This is a genomic window from Nonomuraea muscovyensis (genome assembly GCF_014207745.1).
GTDB classification, from domain to species: domain Bacteria; phylum Actinomycetota; class Actinomycetes; order Streptosporangiales; family Streptosporangiaceae; genus Nonomuraea; species Nonomuraea muscovyensis.
This window is the reverse complement of the sequence record NZ_JACHJB010000002.1, coordinates 373,096-392,290: the sequence shown is the minus strand read 5'-3', so window position 1 is coordinate 392,290 and position 19,195 is coordinate 373,096. Positions and strand designations below refer to the sequence as shown.

The following is a 19,195-nucleotide window of genomic DNA, read 5'->3' as shown; positions in this document are numbered from 1 at the left end:
TCGGCAGGTCGGTTCAGGAGGCGGTGGTGGCACGGTGGACCGCGGCGGCGAGCCGGTCGTGTTCGGGGTAGGACCAGCCGAAGCCGAAGCGGCGCCGGGTGTAGCCGAAGGCGATGCCGCTGCGGGGATCGGCGAAGGCTTCCGAGCCCGCCGAGCCGTCGTGGCCGAAGGCGTTCGCGCTGAGGAACGGGTAGCGCAGGCCCTTGGCCTGGAACCCGAGCGCGTAGTTGCCCTGATCGCCGCGGACCAGATCGCCACCGGTGGAGTGCAGCTGGGCGAACTCCGCGACGGTGTCCGGCTTGAGCAGCGGAGGCTGCCCGTCGATGCCCCAGACGGCCGCCGCGTACAGCCCTGCCAGGCCGCGCGCGCTGCCCACGCCGCCGGCCGACGCCGGGCCGTTCGCGCGAACGGCGCGGTCGTTGACGAATGCCACCTGATCCAGCGGCGGCGTGCTGTTGAGCCCGTATCCGATCCCCATGACGCTGTGCGGTCCGGGCACGTTCGCCCAGAACGCGGCCTCCTGCTCCGGCGTGGCCAGCCACCACCGGATCGGCTGGAACCGGCCCTCCTCGGCCTCGGGCAGTCCCAGGTACAGGTCCAGCCCGTACGGGGCCCGGATGCGCTCTTCGTAGACCTGCTGCAGCGACTGGCCGCTCACGCGCCGGACCACCTCGTTCACCACGGCGAACGTGACGAACCCGCCGTAGCCGTAGGCCGAACCGGGCTTCCAGTACGGCCGCTGCACGGCCAGGCGAGCGGCGATCACCTGGTCATCGGCGAGTTCGGCCGCGGTCAACCCGCCGTCGACGCCGATGACGCCGGAGCGGTGCGTGAGCACGTCCCGCAGTGTGATCGCGTCCTTGCCGGCGGCGGCGAACTGCGGCCAATGCCGGGCCACGGCCTGGTCGAGGTCGAGAATCCCCTCCTGCACCAGCAACGCCACGACCAACGTCGCTGCGCCCTTGGTGGAGGAGTAGACCCCGGTCAGCGTGTCACCGCTCACCTCCTGCCCTGCCCACAGATCGACCACCTGGCGGCCGTGCGCCCAGACGGCCAGCTGCGAACCTGCCTGGCCGTCCTGCTCGGCCACCACCGCGGCGAACTCCCTGCGAACCTCCTCAAATCCGTCCGCGGCCGTTCCATGGACATCCGTCCTCATCATGATCAGCAACCTTTCGTGTGGATGGTTGCCGTCATGACGGTTCGCGAGCGGCAAAGGTGACCGGCCATCGCCCCCAGCTGAAGGGGGTCACCTGCCGCATGCTCGGCTCACTGGCGGAGGCCGGCCACGGTCTCGAACAACGGAACAGCCGTCAGCGCCAAGGGTTGATCTTGGTCGCCTCGCACAGTGATCCGCTCCCCCGCCGGCATTCGACGGAAGATCGTACGAGCGGCGTGTCCGCCGGGTGCCGGTGGAACTTCTGACTGGGTGAGAACGGCGGCGGGCGGACGGTTGGCGGAGGAGCCGACACGACCGGAGCTGGAGCGGTTCTTCTCCCTTGATGACGTGGCACGGGAGCCGATCCGGAAAACGCCGCGGGGACCACGATCGTCCGGAGGTTCGCGCTCCAGCCGTGCACGGTCCGCTACCTGGGGCTGCCGTGGCATTTCCGGGACGCCTTCGTGAGGACGAGCCCGTCCGTCCGCAACGGACGACAAAAAGCAAAAGGCAAGGAGTTATGCACTCCCTGCCACTCTCAACGTATAGCGCACCGGGGGGCTTGCGGCAAGACCCGGGTCGTGCTGCAGAATCATCGGCCGAGGCCAGAACCTGCGGAGATCAGGGATTCGCGAAGGACGTGTTCTTGTCTCGACGTGTGGGTCACGCGGGACGTCGATAACCGCCGGTGGGACTCACGGTGCGGTTGCGGGCACTCGGCGCGGAGGTGCGGGTGTGCGCGCCGTCGGACTGCGCGGAGCAAGCGGCCGAAAAGCAGCCTTGTCGAATGGGGGGTTCATGATTGACGTGATCGTGGTCGGCGGCGGACCGACCGGCCTGATGCTGGCCGGCGAGTTGCGGCTGCACGACGTGCACACGGTCGTGCTGGAGAAGTTGTCCGAGCCGACCGAGCAGTCCCGCGGACGCGGCCTGCACGCGCGCAGCGTCGAGATGATGGACCAGCGCGGCCTGCTCGACCGGTTCCTCGCGGTCAGCGAGAAGTTCCAGGTCGGCGGTCTCTTCGGCGGCATCGTCAAGCCGTGGCCGGACCGGTTGGACACGGCGCACCCGTACGGTCTCGCCACTCCGCAGCCGGTCACCGAACGGCTGCTCAACGAGCATGCCCTCGAACTCGGTGCCGAGATCCGGCGCGGCTGCGAAGTGGTCGGGCTGAGCCAGGACGAAGACGGGGTGACCGTCGAACTGGCGGACGGCACGCACCTGCGCTCGCGCTACCTCGTCGGGTGCGACGGCGCCCGTAGTGCGGTCCGCAAGCGGCTCGGCGTCGGTTTCCCCGGCGAGCCCGCCAAGGTCGAGACGCTGCTTGGTGACATGGAGGTGACCGAGGACCCGGCGACGATTGCCGCCATCGTCGCCGAAGTCCACAAGACCCACCTGCGGTTCGGCGCCGTCCGCATCGGGGACGAGAACGAGAGGGTGTACCGCATCGTCGTGCCCGCCGACGGCGTGGCCGAGGACCGCACGACCGCGCCGACCCTTGAGGAGTTCAAGCAGCAGCTGCGGGCCTTCGCGGGCACCGACTTCGGCGTGCACTCGCCGCGCTGGCTGTCCCGGTTCGGCGACGCCACCCGGCAGGCCGAGCGCTACCGGGTCGGCCGGGTGCTGTTGGCCGGCGACGCGGCGCACATCCACCCGCCGACCGGCGGGCAGGGGCTCAACCTCGGCGTGCAGGACGCGTTCAACCTCGGCTGGAAACTGGCCGCCGCGGTCAACGGCTGGGCGCCGGAGGGACTGCTGGACAGCTACCACGCCGAACGGCACCCGGTGGGCGCCCGCGTGCTGGAGAACACCCGCGCGCAGATCACGCTGATCGGAACCGATCCTGGTGCGGCCGCGCTGCGGGAGCTGTTCTCGAAGCTGATGGACTTCGAGGAGGTGAACCGGTACATCACCGAGATCATCACCGCGGTCGGGGTCCGCTACGACTTCGGCGAGGGGCATGAACTGCTCGGCCGGCGGATGCGGGACGTCGAGCTGAAGCGGGGTCGCCTCTACGAGCTGATGCGCGGCGGCCGCGGACTGCTGCTCGACCAGACCGGCGGGCTCTCGGTGACAGGCTGGGCAGACCGGGTCGAGCACGTCGTCGACGTCAGCGAGGAACTGGACGTGCCCGCGGTGCTGCTGCGGCCGGACGGCCATGTGGCGTGGGTCGGTGAAGATCAGCAGGATCTGCTCAGCCGGCTGCCCACGTGGTTCGGCGCCGCCGTCAGCTGAGCGCGCAGTTGCGGCTCGGAAAGCGGGACCTCGCTCCGGCCGGGTGCGGCGCGGGCCGGTGCCGTACCCCGCCAGCTCGAAGCCCCCGCGAAGTGCCAGCAAGATCAACCTCAGCGTGATGTCCTGATCCGAAGTCAAGGACGTTCCGAGGGAGCGGGTGCTTCCCGGGACCCGCATTCGCGTCCGTCTACCCCGGCAACGCCTCGCAGAAGGCTCTCCAACTCCTGGAGATCGTCGGGCCCCGCCGCTCTGTCCCGCCCGCACGGTCGGCCGGCGAACAGGGCCCGAACGCGGGTTGAGTCGCAGCGAAGCTGTCGTTCACGGATGCCGCGCTCGACATGAGCCTCCTACCCGCGCCGAGGCGGTCCCGCAGCGCGTCGTACACGTCCGTCGGGAGCGGGCCCTTCTGGGCGGCTGCGACATTGGCCTGCACGTGCGCGACCTGAGCCGAGCCGACGATCATCGAGTGAAGATCTTGGTGGCTGAGGATGAAGCGGAGCAGGAATTCCATCGTCGAGGCGCCGTCTGCCAGATCGTCCAGGCCGGCGGCGGCGAGCCGCGCGTGGTGGTCGGCGAGTGGCCGGCGCATCGGATCGCGCCTTCCTCCTGGAGGGTCGGCAGCTCGATGGTGTCCTCGGCCTGCATCTGCGACGCTCGGGCTCATGTGCACCATCAAGATGTCAAGGTGGTGGGTGCGCATCCGGCGCAGGCTCTGCTCGACGCACGCGCGGACGTTCGCCTTCGTGTAGACGTGCGGCGGAGCCCGAGTCGAGGATCGTGTTCAACGCCGTGCGGGCCTGGTCGTCGCCTATCGGCTTGCCCCACGCCCGCGGCCCGCGCATCTCCACCGATCCGTAGCCGAGGCGGCTCGCCCGCAGTCCGGTCCTTCCGAGCTCCGCGGTTGGCAGCGTCACGCCGGCGTCCTCGCTTCGGTCTCGGCCCTCCTGGCGCGTCCGTATGCGGCCAGGGCGTGGAAGGCGGCCTTGGGTTCCCACGGCAGCCCCGGATAGGCAGTGCCCGTGCGGCCGTGCTCCAGGATCTTGACGATGCCGAAGCTTGCGGTGTCGAAGTCCCGTTCGGGCTCCGAGGACGTCGGCAGATCCCGGCGGGCGAACGTGTTGACGAACGCCGTGTCCGTGCCCTCCTCGTCATAGATGTCGAGGAGCTCGCGCACGTATTGGGCTTGTTCCGCTTCGTCCCGCGTGACGGCCGTGGTCAGGCGGACGGCGCGGGCGCGATCGTCCCACTCGACGATGGAGTCGCCGCGTCCGCCCAGCTCGGCGGCGCCGCGGTGGGTGGTGCAGCCGAACTCGGTGACGGCGAACGGCTTGCCCTGCGAGGTCTGCGCGCGCAGACCCGCACGGAAACCGGGCGCGGTGGTCGCGTCGCGGTAGCCGGCGTCGGTGGCGATCATGTCGAACGGGGTCCAGTCCACGCCTTCGAAGGGCAGGCAGGCGTAGCTGACCTGGCCGTCGAACCGTTCGCGCACCGCGGCGACGGCCCGGGTGAGGAAGGCGTTGACGCGGGCGCGCAGTTCGGGGAGCGCGGCGCGCACCCGTGCGGGCTCGGCTATCACGCCAAGCCGCTCCTCCAGGCTGTCACCGGGCAGAAAGCCGCTGGTGAACAAGCTGATCTCGGAGCCGGTGAGGAGGACGACGCGCGCCCCTTCCCGGCGCAGGTGTTCGGCACGTCCGGCGGCGTCGACGATGAACGCCATCAGCTCGTCCTGGGTGAGGCCGTTGGTGAACGGTGAGTACCAGACCTCCAGGCCCGCGCGCGCGGCGTGGCGTGCGGCGGATTCGAGGCGGTCGGGGTCTCCTCCGGTGATGCGGACCGCGTCGCAGGACAGCTCGTCGCGGATGATCTGCATCTCGCGGCGGACCGTGTCCGGGTTGTAGGGCTCGTGGGTGGTGGTTCCGGCAGACAGGAAGCCGGTGTCGTAGGTGACACCGTAGGCACGCATCAGGGATCTCCTCGTGTGGTCGTGCGGGTGGGACATGGGGGCGGGTTCTGTGACCGGGGTTGTCGATGCTGAGCGTTCATGGCACGTAGTCCCGATGCACATCGACGAGCGGGTCCCGAAGACCCACCCGATCGCCGGCCTTCGTCCGTGACGCACTGGTTGAAGATGGAGCTAGAAGTCCATGTCACCGCCGGGCATGGCGGGAGCGGCAGGGGTCTTCTCGGGCTTCTCGGCGATGACGGCCTCGGTGGTGAGGAAGAGCGCCGCGATGGAGGCGGCGTTCTGCAGCGCGGAGCGCGTCACCTTGGCCGGGTCGATGATGCCCGCCTCGAACATGTTGACGTAGTCGCCCGTGGCGGCGTTGAGGCCCTCGCCCGGAGTGAGGTTGCGGACCTTCTCCACCACGACGCCGCCCTCAAGGCCGGCGTTGACGGCGATCTGCTTCAGCGGCTCCTCCAGAGCCTTGCGCACGATCGCGGCACCGGTGGCCTCGTCGCCCGACAGCTCCAGCTTGTCGAACGCCTTGGCGCCGGCCTGCAGCAGCGCCACGCCACCGCCGGGGACGATGCCCTCCTCGACGGCCGCCTTGGCGTTGCGCACGGCGTCCTCGATGCGGTGCTTGCGCTCCTTGAGCTCGACCTCGGTCGCGGCGCCGGCCTTGATGACGGCGACACCACCGGCGAGCTTGGCCAGGCGCTCCTGGAGCTTCTCGCGGTCGTAGTCGGAGTCGGTGCGCTCGATCTCGGCGCGGATCTCGTTGACCCGGCCGGCGATGGCGTCGGGGTCGCCCGCGCCGTCGACGATCGTGGTCTCGTCCTTGGTGACGACGACCTTGCGGGCGCGGCCGAGCTGGTCGAGCGTGGTGCTCTCCAGCTTGAGGCCGAGCTCCTCGGCGATGACCTGGCCACCGGCGAGGATGGCGATGTCGCCGAGCATGGCCTTGCGACGGTCACCGAAGCCCGGGGCCTTGACCGCGACAGACCGGAAGACGCCCTTCATCTTGTTGACCACCAGGGTCGCCAGGGCCTCGCCCTCGACGTCCTCGGCGATGACCAGCAGCGGCCTGCCGGACTGCACGACCTTGTCGAGCAGCGGCAGCACGTCCCTGTTGGCGGAGACCTTGCCGCTCACGATGAGGACGTAGGGATCGTCGAGGTCCGCTTCGAGCCGGTCGGAGTCGGTGATGAAGAGCGGGGCGATGTAACCCTTGTCGAAGCGCATGCCCTCGGTGAGCTCGAGCTCCAGACCGAAGGTGTTGCTCTCCTCGACGGTGATGACGCCTTCCTTGCCGACCTTGTCCATCGCCTCGGCGATGAGCGAGCCGATCTCGGGGTCGGCGGCGGAGATGGAGGCGGTGGAGGCGATCTGCTCCTTGGTCTCCACGTCCTTGGCCAGCTTGGACAGCTCCTCGCTGACGCGCTCGACCGCGGCCTCGATGCCCTTCTTCAGGGCCATCGGGTTGGCGCCGGCGGCAACGTTGCGCAGCCCCTCGCGCACCAGCGCCTGGGCGAGCACGGTGGCGGTGGTGGTGCCGTCACCCGCGACGTCGTCCGTCTTCTTGGCGACTTCCTTGACCAGCTCGGCCCCGATCTTCTCCCACGGGTCCTCGAGCTCGATCTCCTTGGCGATGGACACACCGTCGTTGGTGATCGTGGGAGCGCCCCACTTCTTCTCCAGCACGACGTTGCGGCCCTTCGGCCCCAGGGTCACCTTGACGGCGTCGGCGAGCTGGTTCATACCGCGCTCGAGACCGCGCCGGGCGTCCTCGTCAAACGCAATCATCTTCGATGTCATTACTGCTCCTGCTCTTGATGGGGTGCTCCGGGACGGCGCCCGCGACGGACGTCCGCCGGCAGGTGGACGACCCGCAGGCGGACCTCGCCGTCCCGGCTCACCTTGTGGTCGGCGCGCTCCAGGCGGGAGTGCCGGGCGTCCGATGGCACTCTACCCACAACTTGCGTGTCACGCACATAGTGCGCGGCACGCAATGTCGGATATAGTTGAGCCATGAACGACGACGCCATGGATCTCCGGGCGCGCAACCGGCAGGGCACCCGGGAGGCGATCAGCCACGCCGCACTGCGCCTGGCCATCGAGCAGGGCCCCAACGGGCTGGCCCTGGTCCGCGTCCACGACATCGCCGCGGCCGCGGGAGTCTCCCCCCGCACCTACAACAACTACTTCTCCAGCAGGGCGGAGGCGATCTGCGCCTTCCAGGCCGACCAGGCCGGGCGCGCGGGGCAGACACTGCGCTCCCGGCCCGCCGACGAGCCGCTCGGCGAGGCCGTCATCGCGGCCATGATCGACCTCTACACCGACCCCGAGCCCGACCGGGCCGGCCTGCGCATGATCACGTCGACGCCCGAGTTGGAGGGCGAGGCGCTCAAGGCGTTCACCATGGCGGAGGGCCCGCTCGCCGAGGCGATCGCGGCACGCACCGGCACCGACCCGACACGCGACCTGTTCCCCACGGTCACGGCCGCTGCGGTCGCCGGCGCCATCCGCGTCGCGGGGCGACACTGGCTCGCGCCCGGCAACACCGACTCCTTCGCCACCATCCTGCGCCGCGCCCTGTCCTACGTCGTTCCCGTCACACCGCCCGATGGCCCGCAGGATCAGTGACCCGCACGCGCGGCCGAGATGACCGGCGGGTCATCCGCCAGCCGTGCACCAGAGCCGCTCTCACATGGCCACGGACAACCCGCAGCCGGTGAGCTCTCGTAGCGGCCTTCGATCGGGAACGCGGTGGACCTGGAACGTGCTCGATCACGTTGCCGCGCCGGCGAGGTGCCGCGCGCGAACCCGGCCGGCGTGATCGCACCGGCCGGGTTCATCCTTTCGGATCAGGATCGCGGTGTCGGCTCGGGGGCCGGGTCATTGTCCTCGCTGAGCGAACTCAGCGGGGGTCGTGCCACTGGGGAAGCGGGTGACGAAGTCGAGGACGCCGACCCATGCCGGCCGGACGGCGATGCGGACCATCGTGGTGCCGGGCCGGTCGACCGCGGCGATGTTGGCCGCGCCCTGTTCCTCGCCGGCGTAGCGTCGCCGGGCGGCGGCGTATTCTTCGACGATGCCGTCGACGTCGGTGATCTCGGCCCTACCCCGGATGAGGAGTACGGCGGGCGGAGTGGTGGCGGCGTCGATCGTGATGGCGATGTCGGGACGGGCACGCAGGGCGTTGACCTTGAGGCCGCCGAATGTGGAGAGCACCACCTCGCTGCCGGTCCAGTGGAACAGCATGGGGAACACTCGTGGTGTGCCGTCCTGGGCGACGTAGGCGATGCGGGCGAGTTCGGTGGAGTGGAAGCAGCCGTTGGGCCACGTCGGTCTCCAGGAGGCGCGGGTCGCCCTGGGGCAAGGTCGTCGGGTTGTCGAGGCGCGTCATGGGGCGATGACCTGGTCGAGGTTGTCCAGGCACAGGCCCCAGCCCTCGCGGAGCTCGGCCGCCGCGTGCTGGTCGGGCAGGCCGCTGTGGTTGAGTATCACGCTGGTGACGCCGTCACGCTCGCTGATCTCCAGGTCGCAGCGTGACCCGGCGCCCGACTCGCCGTCCTCGCCGTGCCATGATCAGGCCGTCCCGCGCCGGAACCGCGGTCCAGGCGAGGTGCGCGGCGACGGCGTTGCCGACGACCTGTTGCCGCCCGCAGGCATCGACAGACGGCAGCGGAGCCGATGGTGCGCAGGCGCGTGTCAGCCCGTCGTCCAAGGCCGGAGCTTGTCGGGGTTGAGAATTGCCCAGATGTGCTTGATCCGACCTCCTGCGACGTCGAACGCCAGCACCGACACGGTGCCGCCGTCCACCTGGGCCACCAGGCCGGGCTGACCGTTGACCGTACACTCCAGGATCGTCACGTCGGGTGTCGTCCTGGCCCGGTCGGTGAAGAAGCGCGCGATCTGTTCGGCGCCTTCGACCGGGCGGAGCTCGGCTGTGACGAGTCCGCCGCCGTCGCCGATGGCCGTGGCGTCGGGGTCGAGGAGGCCGATGAGGGCGTCGATGTCCCTGGCTCCCCAGGCCTGTTTGAAGGCTCTGACAGTGTCGGCGCGCTGGGCTGCCGGGGTCGTGGGAGCCTGCGCGGCGCGGATGCGGCGGCGGGCCGAGGAGGCGAGCTGGCGGCAGGCCGCCGGCGTACGGCCGACGATCTCGGCCACTTCGGTGAAGGAGTAGCGGAAGACGTCGTGCAGGATGAACGCGACGCGCTCGGCCGGGGTCATCGATTCGAGTACGACGAGGAAGGCCATGTTGACCGACTCGTCCAGGGTGACCCGGTCGGCCGGGTCGGCCATGGCGTCGCCCGGCCGCCCGCTGATCCACTCGGTACGGTCGGGCAGCGGCTCGGGGATCCATTCGCCCACATAGCGCTCCCGCCGGGCGCGTGCCGAGCCGAGCAGGTCGAGGCAGATACGACTGGCGACGGTCGTCAGCCAGCCGCCGGGGGATGCGATGGCCTCCTGCTGCTGTCGGGACATGGCGTACCAGCGGGCGTAGGTCTCCTGTACGACGTCCTCGGCATCGGCCAGGGAGCCCAGCAGCCGGTACGCGAGATTGATCAGCTGACGCCGCTCGCTCATGATCGCGCTCAGGCTCGGATCGGGCCGGCTGTGTCCTGGCCCGGATGGGTTGTTCATGGTGTCGCCGACTCCCTTGGTCGCTCCGCCCTCACCCGGTTCGACGAGACATCACATCGAAGTGTGAGGTCAGCGCTTCGCCTCACGTTGCGTGGGGCTGTGTCGTCGTACCGGCAGAACTCGCGGGGGACGGAAGCCGATCACGGAACCCGTGAACGTCGCGATCGTTACCACAGTGCCACAGGCACCGTGCACGCCTTGGCACAAGCCGCCACCGAGGCCGGCCACGACGACCTGGAAGAGTTCCACACCCGCGCCCTGGCCACCCCGGGCGTCACCGACCCCGACGAGCCGGAACCACTCGGAGGATGAACCCTCCACCAACTCCGCGGCGACCGCATACGCAGCGGGCGAGCGGTCCGGTTCCGTCGACGTGACCTCCAATGGCTCGGGATCGTGCGCGAGCACCGACCGTCCGCCGCCGACCGGCACGGTCGCGCCGGTGACGAAGCCGGCGTCGTCCGAAAGCAGACAGGCGATCGCGGCCGCGACCTCCTGGGACCACGCCACCCGGCCCAGCGGGTTCAACAACGCCATCTCCCGCTCGATGCGGGCGGCGGCCGCGAGCCTCTGGGAGCCGAGGAACTCCGCGTGGCGCCCGTCGGCCGTCTTCGCCGCCGGCGACACCCTCGCGGCGGGAACGCCGAGAGCCGCCCGCGACCTCGGCCTCGCCGTACCCGATGGCCTGGCGGTAGCCGGCTTCGACGACAGCGACCTGGCCGAGGCCCTTGACCTCACCACCGTGCGCCAGCCCCCGGAGGTGCCGCGATGGAACTTCTCCTGCACCGGCTCGACCAGCCCGGGACCACCCGCGAAGCGGCGCTGCGGCTGATCCCACGTGGCACAAGCTGGCCTCAGGAACTGCGAAGAGGCTCCGCCCCTCAGGTTTCCTCACGGTCATCAGGGGCGTCGGGGCGCGAGAAGCGCGGCGGCCGCCGCGCAGATCCGGAAGCCGAAACGGCGGGCGCGCGGACGGTACCGGTGTGGATGGAGGCGCCGGCCACCGTACGCGGCGCGCCGCCGCTTGGCGAAGGGCTTGTCCGTCCACGACGGACGGTGAAGGAAAGGGGAGCACCCACTCCTTTCCACTCCTAACGTATAGCGCACCGGGGGACTTGCGGCAAGACCCGGGTCGTGCCGCAGAATCATCGGCCGAGGCCAGAAACGTACGTAAATGGGGGGATGCGAAGTGCGGGTGTTGTTGTCGACCTATGGGTCGCGCGGGGATGTCGAGCCGTTGGTGGGACTCGCGGTGCGGTTGCGCGAACTCGGCGCGGAGGTGCGGGTGTGCGCGCCGCCGGACGAGGAGTTCGCGCAGCGGTTGGCCGGTGTCGGCGTGCCGATGGTGCCCTTCGGCCGGTCGGCGCGCGCGCTGACGACGGCCGTGCCGCGGCCGTCGTCAGCGGACCTGCCCCGGCACGCGGCCGAGTTGATCGCCAGCCAGTTCGACGCGCTCACCGTGGCGGCCGAGGGATGTGACGCGCTGGTGGCGACCGGAGTGATGCCTGCCGCGGCCGGCGCGCGGTCGGTGGCCGAGAAACTGGGCATCCACTGCGTGCACGCGACCTTCCAGCAGCTCACCCTGCCGTCGCCGCACCACCCGCCGCTGGCGTATGCGGGCCGGCCGTTCCCGCCGGACGTGACCGACCGCCGGGTGCTGTGGGACCTGGACGCCCAGAGCATCGATGCGCTGTTCGGTGCGGCGCTCAACACCAACCGGGCGTCGATCGGCCTGCCTCCGGTGGACAACGTCCGCGACTACGTCATCGGCGAGCGGCCGTGGCTGGCGACGGACCCGGCCCTGGACCCGTGGCAGGAGACGCCGGACTTCGACGTCGTGCAGACCGGCGCGTGGGTCCTGCCCGACGTTCGCCCGCTCCCGGCCGAGTTGGTGGCGTTCCTGGAAGCCGGCGCACCACCGGTGTACGTGGGTTTCGGCAGCATGCCCATGCGCGCGTCGACGGACGCCGCCCAGGTGGCCATCGAGGCGATCCGGGCGCAGGGCCACCGCGCGCTCGTCGCCCGCGGCTGGGCCGGCCTTGCCCTGATCGACGAGCGGGACGACTGCTTCGTCGTCGGCGAGGTCAACCAGCAGGCACTGTTCGGCCGGGTGGCCGCCGTCGTGCACCACGGCGGCGCGGGCACCACGACGACGGCCGCCAGGGCAGGCGCGCCCCAGGTGGTGGTACCCCAGGTGGCGGACCAGCCGTACTGGGCCGGCCGGGTGGCCGGGTTGGGCATCGGCGCGGCGCACGACGGTCCGACTCCGACCACCGAGTCCCTGTCAGCCGCGCTCAGAACGGCACTGACCCCCGAGACCCGCGCACGAGCGACCGCCGTGGCCGGCACGATCCGCACCGACGGGGCGACCATGGCCGCGAAGCTGCTGGTCGAGGCGGTCAGCCGGGAAAGGCCGCCCGTGTCCGCGTGAACCGCGCGGGATCATCGAGCGAGAACCCAGAACACGAAAACCTGCACAACCTGGCGACCTGAACCGACAACGGCCACGGTGTCCATGCTCGTCATGGACACCCGGTCACGCCGGTCCAGATGCCTTGTGGCGCGCGATAGTGCACGCGCCACCAGATCGGAGCTGATTACGTGAACCCGCTGACCACCAGCGCGTTTGACCTTCCCGAGCACCTGTCCCCCAAGGCCGAACCGACGCTGATCGCCGGCGATGAGCAGCACTTCGCGGCCATCGCGGAGAGCCTCGAGCAGTCGATCGCGGACCTGTCCGACCGCCTCGATGCCGAGCGCAAGGCGCCCGGCGGCAAGGGCCGGCAGGCGATGGACCGGGACATGGAGATCCACCGGCTGACCGCTCGCCTGCGCGCGCTGCGTCGCTTCGGCTTGGACCTGTGCCTCGGACACATGGTCAGCGCGGACAACCCCGAGCCCGTGTACGTCGGACGACTCGGCCTTACCGACAGCGCGGGTCGCCGGCTGCTGCTCGACTGGCGCTCCCCCGCGGCTGAGCCGTTCTTCGGAGCGACCCACGCCAACCCGATGGGCCTGGCAAGTCGCCGCAGGTATCGCTGGACCCGCGGCCGGATCAGCGACTACTGGGACGAGGTGTTCACCTCGGACGGGTTCGAAGGGCACGCCGCGCTCGACGACCAGTCCGCCTTCATCGCCAGCCTGGGCAGCAACCGGTCGGCCCGGATGCGAGATGTGCTCGGCACCATCCAGGCCGACCAGGACGCCATCATCCGCGCGGGATCGCGCGGCGCCCTCGTCGTCGACGGCGGTCCGGGTACGGGGAAGACCGTCGTCGCTCTGCACCGCTCCGCCTACCTCCTCTACTCCGACCCTCGCCTCGGTCACCGCCGGGGCGGCGTGCTGTTCGTCGGTCCGCACCAGCCCTACCTGGCCTACGTCGCCGACGTCCTCCCCAGCCTCGGAGAGGAGGGCGTGCAGACCTGCACCCTGCGGGACCTCGTCGCCGAGGGAGCCGCGGCAGCGATCGAGACCGACCCGGACGTGGCCCTGCTGAAGTCGTCCGCGAACCTGGTGAAGGCGATCGAGCCGGCCGTCAGGTTCTACGAGAACCCGCCCACCAAGGGGATGACCGTCACGACCCACTGGTCCGACATCTGGCTGAGCGCCGACGATTGGGCCGAGGCGTTCGAAGCACCGGAACCCGGTACCCCGCACAACGATGCGCGTGACCAGATCTGGGAGGAACTGCTCACGATCCTGGCGGACAAGCACGACGGCGACGCCCCGGCCGACCTGCTCCGCAAATCGCTGCTGCGGAACAGGGAGCTGCTCACGACCTTCAACCGCGCCTGGCCGCTGCTCGAAGCGGCTGACCTCGTCGGAGACCTGTGGTCGGTGCCCGCCTACCTGCGGTTGTGCGCTCCCTGGCTGAGCCCCGACGAGGTTCGGAAGCTGCAGCGCGAGGACGCCCACGCCTGGACGGTGTCCGACCTGCCGCTCCTGGACGCGGCACGGCAGCGGCTCGGCGACCCGGAGGCGTCACGACGTAGGCGCCGCCATGAAGCCTCCGTCGCCGCCGAACGCAGCCGCATGGCCACGGTCGTCGACGCCCTGCTCCAGGCCGATGACGACGGTGAAGGTGTGGTGACGATGCTGCACGGCCAGGACCTACGGGACGCCCTGGTCGACGAGACCGCCTCGCCCAGCGCCGAGCCGGACCGGCTCGCCGGGCCGTTCGCGCACATCGTCGTGGACGAGGCTCAGGAGCTGACCGACGCGGAGTGGCAGATGTTGCTGCTCCGCTGCCCGTCCCGGAGCTTCACCATCGTCGGGGACCGCGCCCAGGCCAGGCACGGGTTCACGGAGTCGTGGCAGGAACGGCTGAAGCGGGTCGGGCTCGACCGGATCAACCTGGCCTCCCTGAGCATCAACTACCGGACGCCGGGAGAGATCATGGCGGAGGCCGAGCCGGTCATCCGGGCCGTGCTCCCGGACGCCAACGTGCCGACCTCCATCCGCAGCAGCGGCGTCCCCGTCGTACACGGATCCGCTGCGGATCTGGGCTCGATCCTCGACACCTGGCTCGCCACGCATGCCGACGGGATCGCCTGCGTCATCGGCGACCCCACGTTCCGGGCGACGTCCCGCGTCCGGTCACTGACCCCGGAGCTGTCGAAGGGGCTCGAGTTCGACCTGGTCGTCCTCATCGACCCAGAGGCGTTCGGCAAGGGCATTGAAGGAGCGGTCGACCGCTATGTCACGATGACCCGAGCGACCCAGCAACTCGTCATCCTCACGAGCTCCTGACGGCCAGTTCGGATGACGAGGATTCTCCTGTGGAAGGAACGTCATGAGATCAGCGCTTGAAACCCTTCGCCGTGACTTCGGCGGCGACATCATCGAACCGGGAGCGGCGGAGTACGCATCGGCCAGTCGCTCGCTGTTGGCTTCGGGTAGTCCGGTCTGTGTCCTGCGGCCCAAGAGCGTCGGCGACGTGCAAGCAGGTGTCAGATTCGCCGCGAGCGCAGGGCTTGTGCTGTCCGTGCGAGGCGGCGGCCACGGCTTTCCGGGCTTCGGCACCAACGACGACGGCATCGTGATCGACCTCAGCATGCTCGCGAACGTGCAGATCATCGACAAGGAACGTCACCTCGTGCGGATCGGCGGCGGCGCCACCTGGGGCCAGGTCGCGGCCGCCCTGGCCCCGCACGGCCTGGCGATCTCCTCAGGCGACACCAAGAGCGTCGGTGTCGGTGGGCTGACGTTGACCGGTGGCATCGGCTGGAAGGTCAGGAAGCACGGCCTGGCCCTGGACAACGTGGTCGCCGCCGAGGTGGTCACGGCCAACGGAGAAGTCGTGCAGGCCAGCGCGCAGGAGAACCCGGAGCTGTTCTGGGCGATTCGCGGTGGCGGCGGCAACTTCGGGATCGTGACCGCCTTCGAGTTCGCGGCGCACCCGACGACAGACGTCTTCTACGGCAAGATCGCCTTCCCGGGATCGGAGACGGCCGGCGTGCTCCAGGGCTGGGCGGACTACCTCCGCACCGCCCCCGAAGAGCTCACCTCCATCGCGATCTTCGCCAATCCCCTCGCCGGCGGACCCGAAGCGCCGATCGAGATCTATGTCGCCTTCGACGGCGATGACCCGGGGCTCGCCGCGAAGGCCATCGACCCGATCCGCCGGCTCGGCACGGTGATCGACGACGATGTCGCGCTGAAGCCCTATGCGGACACGCTCGTGGATGGCCTGACGCCGCCGCCCGGCATCCAGGTTGTCGCCCGAAGCGCGTTCGTCGACAGGGAATCGGTGCCCGCGGTCCTTCAGATCCTTGCCGAGGTCGGGGCATCGGAGCGGTCGCCGTTCATCGCCGTTCGCAGCGTCGGCGGTGCGGTGTCCCGAGTCGCCGACGACGCCACCGCCTATGCGCATCGCCGAGCGGAGTTGATGTTCGTGACCACCACCGCGGGTCCGGAGCCGGTCGTCGAGGCCGCTCGTCCTGCTCTGGAAGCGATCTGGCAAAGGCTCGCACCTCACGTCAGCGGCGCCTACGCGAACTTCCTCGCCTCTGCCACCGAGGAGGACGTCGCCGCGATCTATCCGACGCAGACCTACAAGCGGCTCGCGGCCGTCAAGCGTCAGTACGACCCCGGCAACCTGTTCGCCCGCAACCACAACGTGCGGCCTCAGTAGGCCTGGCCGACAAGCACCGCCCCGAGCGCGGGTCGCGTCCTCGGAGCGGTGTGGCGCGGCGCGGGTCCCGCAGGGTGCGCAGGCCCTTGGGGGCCATGGTGAGGCCGACCCCGCCACGGTGGCGGGGTCGGTGTCGGCTGTGACCTTCGCGGAGGTCTGTTCGCCGAGGCTCGCGCGGGCCGCCGCATGTCACACCCGAGCGGACTGCCTCGTCTTCATAGAGATGGTGATGCGAAGAACGCCACCGGCTTCAGAACCGAAGGGGTGACTGACGATGCGGACCAATGTGGTGGTGCTCGGTGGAGGATACGCCGGCGTCATGGCGGCGAACCGTCTCAGGCAGCGCACGGATGTGGCGGTGACGTTGATCAACTCGCGTCCCGTGTTCGTCGATCGCATCCGACTGCACCAGCTCGTGGGCGGTTCGGACGACGCAGTCGTCGACTACGCCGACGTTCTGGCCGACGGCGTACGTCTCGTCGTCGACACGGCGATCCGGATCGAAGCCGCCGGCCGCAGCGTGCTCCTGTCCTCCGCGAACACCATCGGGTACGACTATCTGATCTACGCGGTGGGCAGTGCCAGCGCCGACCCGGGGGTACCTGGGGCTGCCGAGTTCGCTCACCCTGTCGCGGGCCTGGAGGAGGCGCAGCGACTGCGGTCGGCCGTCGACGCCGCTCCGGCTTCGGCTGCGATCACTGTGGTCGGTGGTGGCCCGACCGGCATCGAGACGGCTGCCGAGCTCGCCGAGGGGGGACGGGACGTGACCCTGATCTGCGGCGGGGTCCTCGGCCCCTACCTCCACCCGAATGCTCGGCGCTCGGTCGCCAAACGGCTGGCCAAGCTGGGGATCACGGTGCTGCAGGGTGCCGAGGCCAAGGCGGTGGCGGTGACGGCCGATGCCGTCGAACTCATCGACGGCCGCCGGTTGTCCAGCGACGTGACCATCTGGACGGCAGGTTTCGCCGTTCCCGAACTGGCCCGTAGCAGCGGGCTCACCACGGACGCGTCGGGGCGGCTGCTGACCGACGAGACGCTCACCAGCGTCGACGACGGCCGTATCGTCGGCGCCGGTGACGCGGTGTCGCCCTCCGGCCGGCCCTTGCGGATGAGCGGCCAGGCCGCGTTCCCGCTGGGCGCACAGGCTGCCGACACAGTGCTCAGCCGGATCGCCGGGAGCGTCCCGAAGCCCATCGACTCCGGGTTCGCCGGCCAGTGCCTGAGCCTGGGGCGCCGGGCCGGCGTTTTCCAGTTCGCCCACCGGGACGACACCGCGAAGAGCTACTACGTCAGCGGCCGGCTGGGGGCGGCGCTGAAGGAGATCGCCTGCAAGGCCGGTTTCCGCCATCTCACGACCGAGGCTCGGACGCCCGGGGGATACACCTGGTTCACGGACGGCAGCCGCCCGGCCCGCCTTTCACAGCATCCTCGAACGGAGCACCGACGATGACCGACAGGACCGGTATCGACAGTGAGGATCTGGGGGCGGCCTCCCCTGGGGCGGGCATCAACCGGGCCCACGACTTCGAGCGCTTGCGGCCACTGCTGTTCTCGATCGCCTACCGGATCCTCGGGAGCGTGGACGACGCCGAGGACGCAGTCCAGGAGACCTGGCTGCGTTACGTGATCTCCGAGACGGAGCCTGACTCGGCCCAGGCGTATCTGTCGACGGTCGTCACCCGGGTCGCGATAGACGTGCTCCGCTCGGCCCGGGTGAAGCGGGAGACCTACATCGGGGAGTGGTTCCCTGAACCGCTGCTCGAGGATCCCTACGATGATCCGGAACGTTCGGCGGAACTGGCCGACTCGGTCTCGATGACGGCGCTCCTGATGCTCGAGCGGCTGAGCCCGCTCGAAAGAGCGGTATTCGTGCTCCGCGACGTGTTCGCCTTCGAGTTCGCGGAGGTCGCCGCCGCCGTGGGGCGATCGGAGGCGGCGTGTCGCCAGCTTGCGGTGCGAGCCCGTCGGCACATGAACGAGGGCCGTCCCCGGTTCGAGGCGGACCGGCGAGAGCGTGCGGAACTCGCCGAACGCTTCTTCGGCGCGATACGAGAAGGTGACGTCGCCGCGCTGCGGAACGTGCTCGCGGCCGACGTACAGGCGGTCGGTGACGGCGGCGGCAAGGCCCCGGTCTTCCCGCGCGTCATCGCCGGCGCCGGCAATGTCGCTCGGCTGTTCGGCTCCCTGGTTCCCGCGCTCATCGGGATCGGCGGCACGATCGAGGCTCGCGAGGTGAACGGACAGCCCGGGGCCATCTTCCGTGACCGAGACGGGAAGGTCATCAACACGTTGTCGCTCGACATCTACGACGGGCGCATCCAGACGATCCGGTCGGTGGTCAATCCGGACAAGCTCCGGCACGTGGGTCCGGTGGCGGATGTGTGGAGGGTCGACCAGGACATACGCAGGGCGCGCCGAGCCACCGGCTGAATCCCTCGAAAACGAGTGGCCGCACGCGTGCGGACCGGTGGGCCCCGATGACGCGACCGCGCGGGCCGGCGCTAGCCAGGGGACCTGTCCGTCGGGCGGATCTCGCTGAACAGCCTGAGCGTCACCGGCCGCGGCGGAAACCAGACGGGCAGGCGCAGACTTCCCGAGGAGAACACCGTCTCCAGGACGATCTTCACGTAGGGGCGCTCGCCGGGGATCTCGGCGCACACGACCGAGACGGGTGAGCGCACCGCCTGGCGGCCGAATCGCAGCCACGCGTGTGCGTCGCGGTCGAGTTCTGCCGACTCCCAGTGCAACACCGGTGGCTCGGCGCGGTGCGACGGCAGGGGGAGCTGCAGGGCGAATCCCGCCAGGGCGGCGTTGGGCCGCAGGTAGAAGGCGCCGTCGAGGCGTGGCGGCGCGTACAGGAGCCGAGGGCCCTTCCGCCTGCTCGTCGTCAGCCTCGCTTCGGTCGCCTCCAGGACGATCCGCCATGAGCCGGGGCCGATATGTGAGGACGTCGCCATGGATCACCTCGCCGTGGTTCGAACGTGCGCCAGTCACTCCTTAAGACGCAAGGCACCCCGCGAATGTGACATCCCACCGCCGTGGAGGGCTTTCCGGGGTTGTCACAATCCCCCGCCCTCGG

At 70.0% G+C, this 19,195-nt stretch carries 16 protein-coding genes and 1 pseudogene; 8 read left to right on the top strand and 9 right to left on the bottom strand.

The annotated features are described in order from the left end of the window. Nucleotides 1–13 precede the first annotated feature (13 nt). Nucleotides 14–1,162, bottom strand: a complete 1,149-nt coding sequence (locus FHU36_RS18330) for a serine hydrolase domain-containing protein (protein ID WP_221496426.1) — start codon at nucleotides 1,160–1,162, stop codon at nucleotides 14–16. 795 nt (nucleotides 1,163–1,957) lie between these two features. On the opposite strand from FHU36_RS18330, the gene rox reads away from it, so the two are divergent. Continuing rightward, on the top strand, nucleotides 1,958–3,394 hold the full coding sequence (gene rox / locus FHU36_RS18325) for a rifampin monooxygenase (RefSeq protein WP_185085189.1): 1,437 nt from the start codon (nucleotides 1,958–1,960) through the stop codon (nucleotides 3,392–3,394). Nucleotides 3,395–3,581: 187 nt separating this feature from the next. Here rox and FHU36_RS18320 read toward each other — a convergent pair whose 3' ends face one another. From FHU36_RS18320 to groL, 3 genes are all read right to left on the bottom strand, one after another. Next, nucleotides 3,582–3,983 (bottom strand): aldo-keto reductase family protein, encoded by a 402-nt coding sequence (locus FHU36_RS18320; RefSeq protein ID WP_185085188.1) that lies wholly within the window; start codon nucleotides 3,981–3,983, stop codon nucleotides 3,582–3,584. A 321-nt stretch (nucleotides 3,984–4,304) separates the two neighbouring features. Then, nucleotides 4,305–5,357 (bottom strand): glycoside hydrolase family 113 protein, encoded by a 1,053-nt coding sequence (locus tag FHU36_RS18315; RefSeq protein ID WP_185085187.1) that lies wholly within the window; start codon nucleotides 5,355–5,357, stop codon nucleotides 4,305–4,307. Between the two features lie 171 nt (nucleotides 5,358–5,528). Then, entirely contained in the window at nucleotides 5,529–7,151 is a 1,623-nt protein-coding gene (groL, locus tag FHU36_RS18310; RefSeq protein WP_185085186.1) for a chaperonin GroEL, read from the bottom strand. Nucleotides 7,152–7,364: 213 nt separating this feature from the next. Here groL and FHU36_RS18305 point away from each other — a divergent pair, with 213 nt between their 5' ends. Then, nucleotides 7,365–7,979 carry a TetR/AcrR family transcriptional regulator gene (locus FHU36_RS18305; protein WP_185085185.1) on the top strand — a complete coding sequence of 205 codons (615 nt, stop codon included), beginning with the start codon at nucleotides 7,365–7,367 and terminating at the stop codon, nucleotides 7,977–7,979. A gap of 252 nt (nucleotides 7,980–8,231) precedes the next feature. On the opposite strand, the gene FHU36_RS18300 is transcribed toward FHU36_RS18305, so the two are convergent. The 4 genes and pseudogenes from FHU36_RS18300 to FHU36_RS46385 form a co-directional block, all read right to left on the bottom strand. Beyond that, the gene (locus FHU36_RS18300) at nucleotides 8,232–8,597 is read right to left on the bottom strand and encodes a pyridoxamine 5'-phosphate oxidase family protein (RefSeq protein WP_221496425.1); all 366 of its coding nucleotides are present in this window, start codon (nucleotides 8,595–8,597) and stop codon (nucleotides 8,232–8,234) included. A 141-nt stretch (nucleotides 8,598–8,738) separates the two neighbouring features. Next, a pseudogene (locus tag FHU36_RS18295) lies at nucleotides 8,739–8,909 on the bottom strand (SRPBCC domain-containing protein); the annotation flags it as partial. A 138-nt stretch (nucleotides 8,910–9,047) separates the two neighbouring features. After that, the gene (gene sigJ, locus FHU36_RS18290) at nucleotides 9,048–9,983 is read right to left on the bottom strand and encodes an RNA polymerase sigma factor SigJ (RefSeq protein ID WP_185085184.1); all 936 of its coding nucleotides are present in this window, start codon (nucleotides 9,981–9,983) and stop codon (nucleotides 9,048–9,050) included. 69 nt (nucleotides 9,984–10,052) lie between these two features. Then, nucleotides 10,053–10,520, bottom strand: coding sequence for an SDR family oxidoreductase (locus FHU36_RS46385; RefSeq protein ID WP_185085183.1), 468 nt, complete (start codon nucleotides 10,518–10,520; stop codon nucleotides 10,053–10,055). Between FHU36_RS46385 and FHU36_RS18280 the strand changes: the two genes are divergently transcribed. From FHU36_RS18280 to FHU36_RS18255, 6 genes are all read left to right on the top strand, one after another. Further along, complete coding sequence (locus FHU36_RS18280; protein ID WP_312891675.1) at nucleotides 10,426–10,815, top strand: substrate-binding domain-containing protein; 390 nt, start codon at nucleotides 10,426–10,428, stop codon at nucleotides 10,813–10,815. The genes FHU36_RS46385 and FHU36_RS18280 overlap by 95 nt on opposite strands. A 342-nt stretch (nucleotides 10,816–11,157) precedes the next feature. After that, nucleotides 11,158–12,414 (top strand): glycosyltransferase, encoded by a 1,257-nt coding sequence (locus FHU36_RS18275; RefSeq protein ID WP_221496424.1) that lies wholly within the window; start codon nucleotides 11,158–11,160, stop codon nucleotides 12,412–12,414. Between the two features lie 170 nt (nucleotides 12,415–12,584). Then, a complete protein-coding gene (gene helR / locus FHU36_RS18270) occupies nucleotides 12,585–14,732 on the top strand; it encodes an RNA polymerase recycling motor ATPase HelR (protein WP_185085180.1) in 2,148 nt (715 codons plus the stop codon). Between the two features lie 43 nt (nucleotides 14,733–14,775). Further along, entirely contained in the window at nucleotides 14,776–16,116 is a 1,341-nt protein-coding gene (locus FHU36_RS18265) for an FAD-binding oxidoreductase (RefSeq protein WP_185085179.1), read from the top strand. 274 nt (nucleotides 16,117–16,390) lie between these two features. Then, nucleotides 16,391–17,566 carry an NAD(P)/FAD-dependent oxidoreductase gene (locus FHU36_RS18260; RefSeq protein ID WP_221496423.1) on the top strand — a complete coding sequence of 392 codons (1,176 nt, stop codon included), beginning with the start codon at nucleotides 16,391–16,393 and terminating at the stop codon, nucleotides 17,564–17,566. Then, the gene (locus FHU36_RS18255; RefSeq protein ID WP_221496422.1) at nucleotides 17,563–18,546 is read left to right on the top strand and encodes an RNA polymerase sigma-70 factor; all 984 of its coding nucleotides are present in this window, start codon (nucleotides 17,563–17,565) and stop codon (nucleotides 18,544–18,546) included. Before FHU36_RS18260 ends, FHU36_RS18255 begins: the two co-directional genes overlap by 4 nt. Nucleotides 18,547–18,617: 71 nt before the next feature. Here the strand turns inward: FHU36_RS18255 and FHU36_RS18250 are convergent, their stop codons facing one another. Continuing rightward, complete coding sequence (locus FHU36_RS18250) at nucleotides 18,618–19,073, bottom strand: hypothetical protein (protein WP_185085178.1); 456 nt, start codon at nucleotides 19,071–19,073, stop codon at nucleotides 18,618–18,620. Between the last annotated feature and the right edge of the window lie 122 nt (nucleotides 19,074–19,195).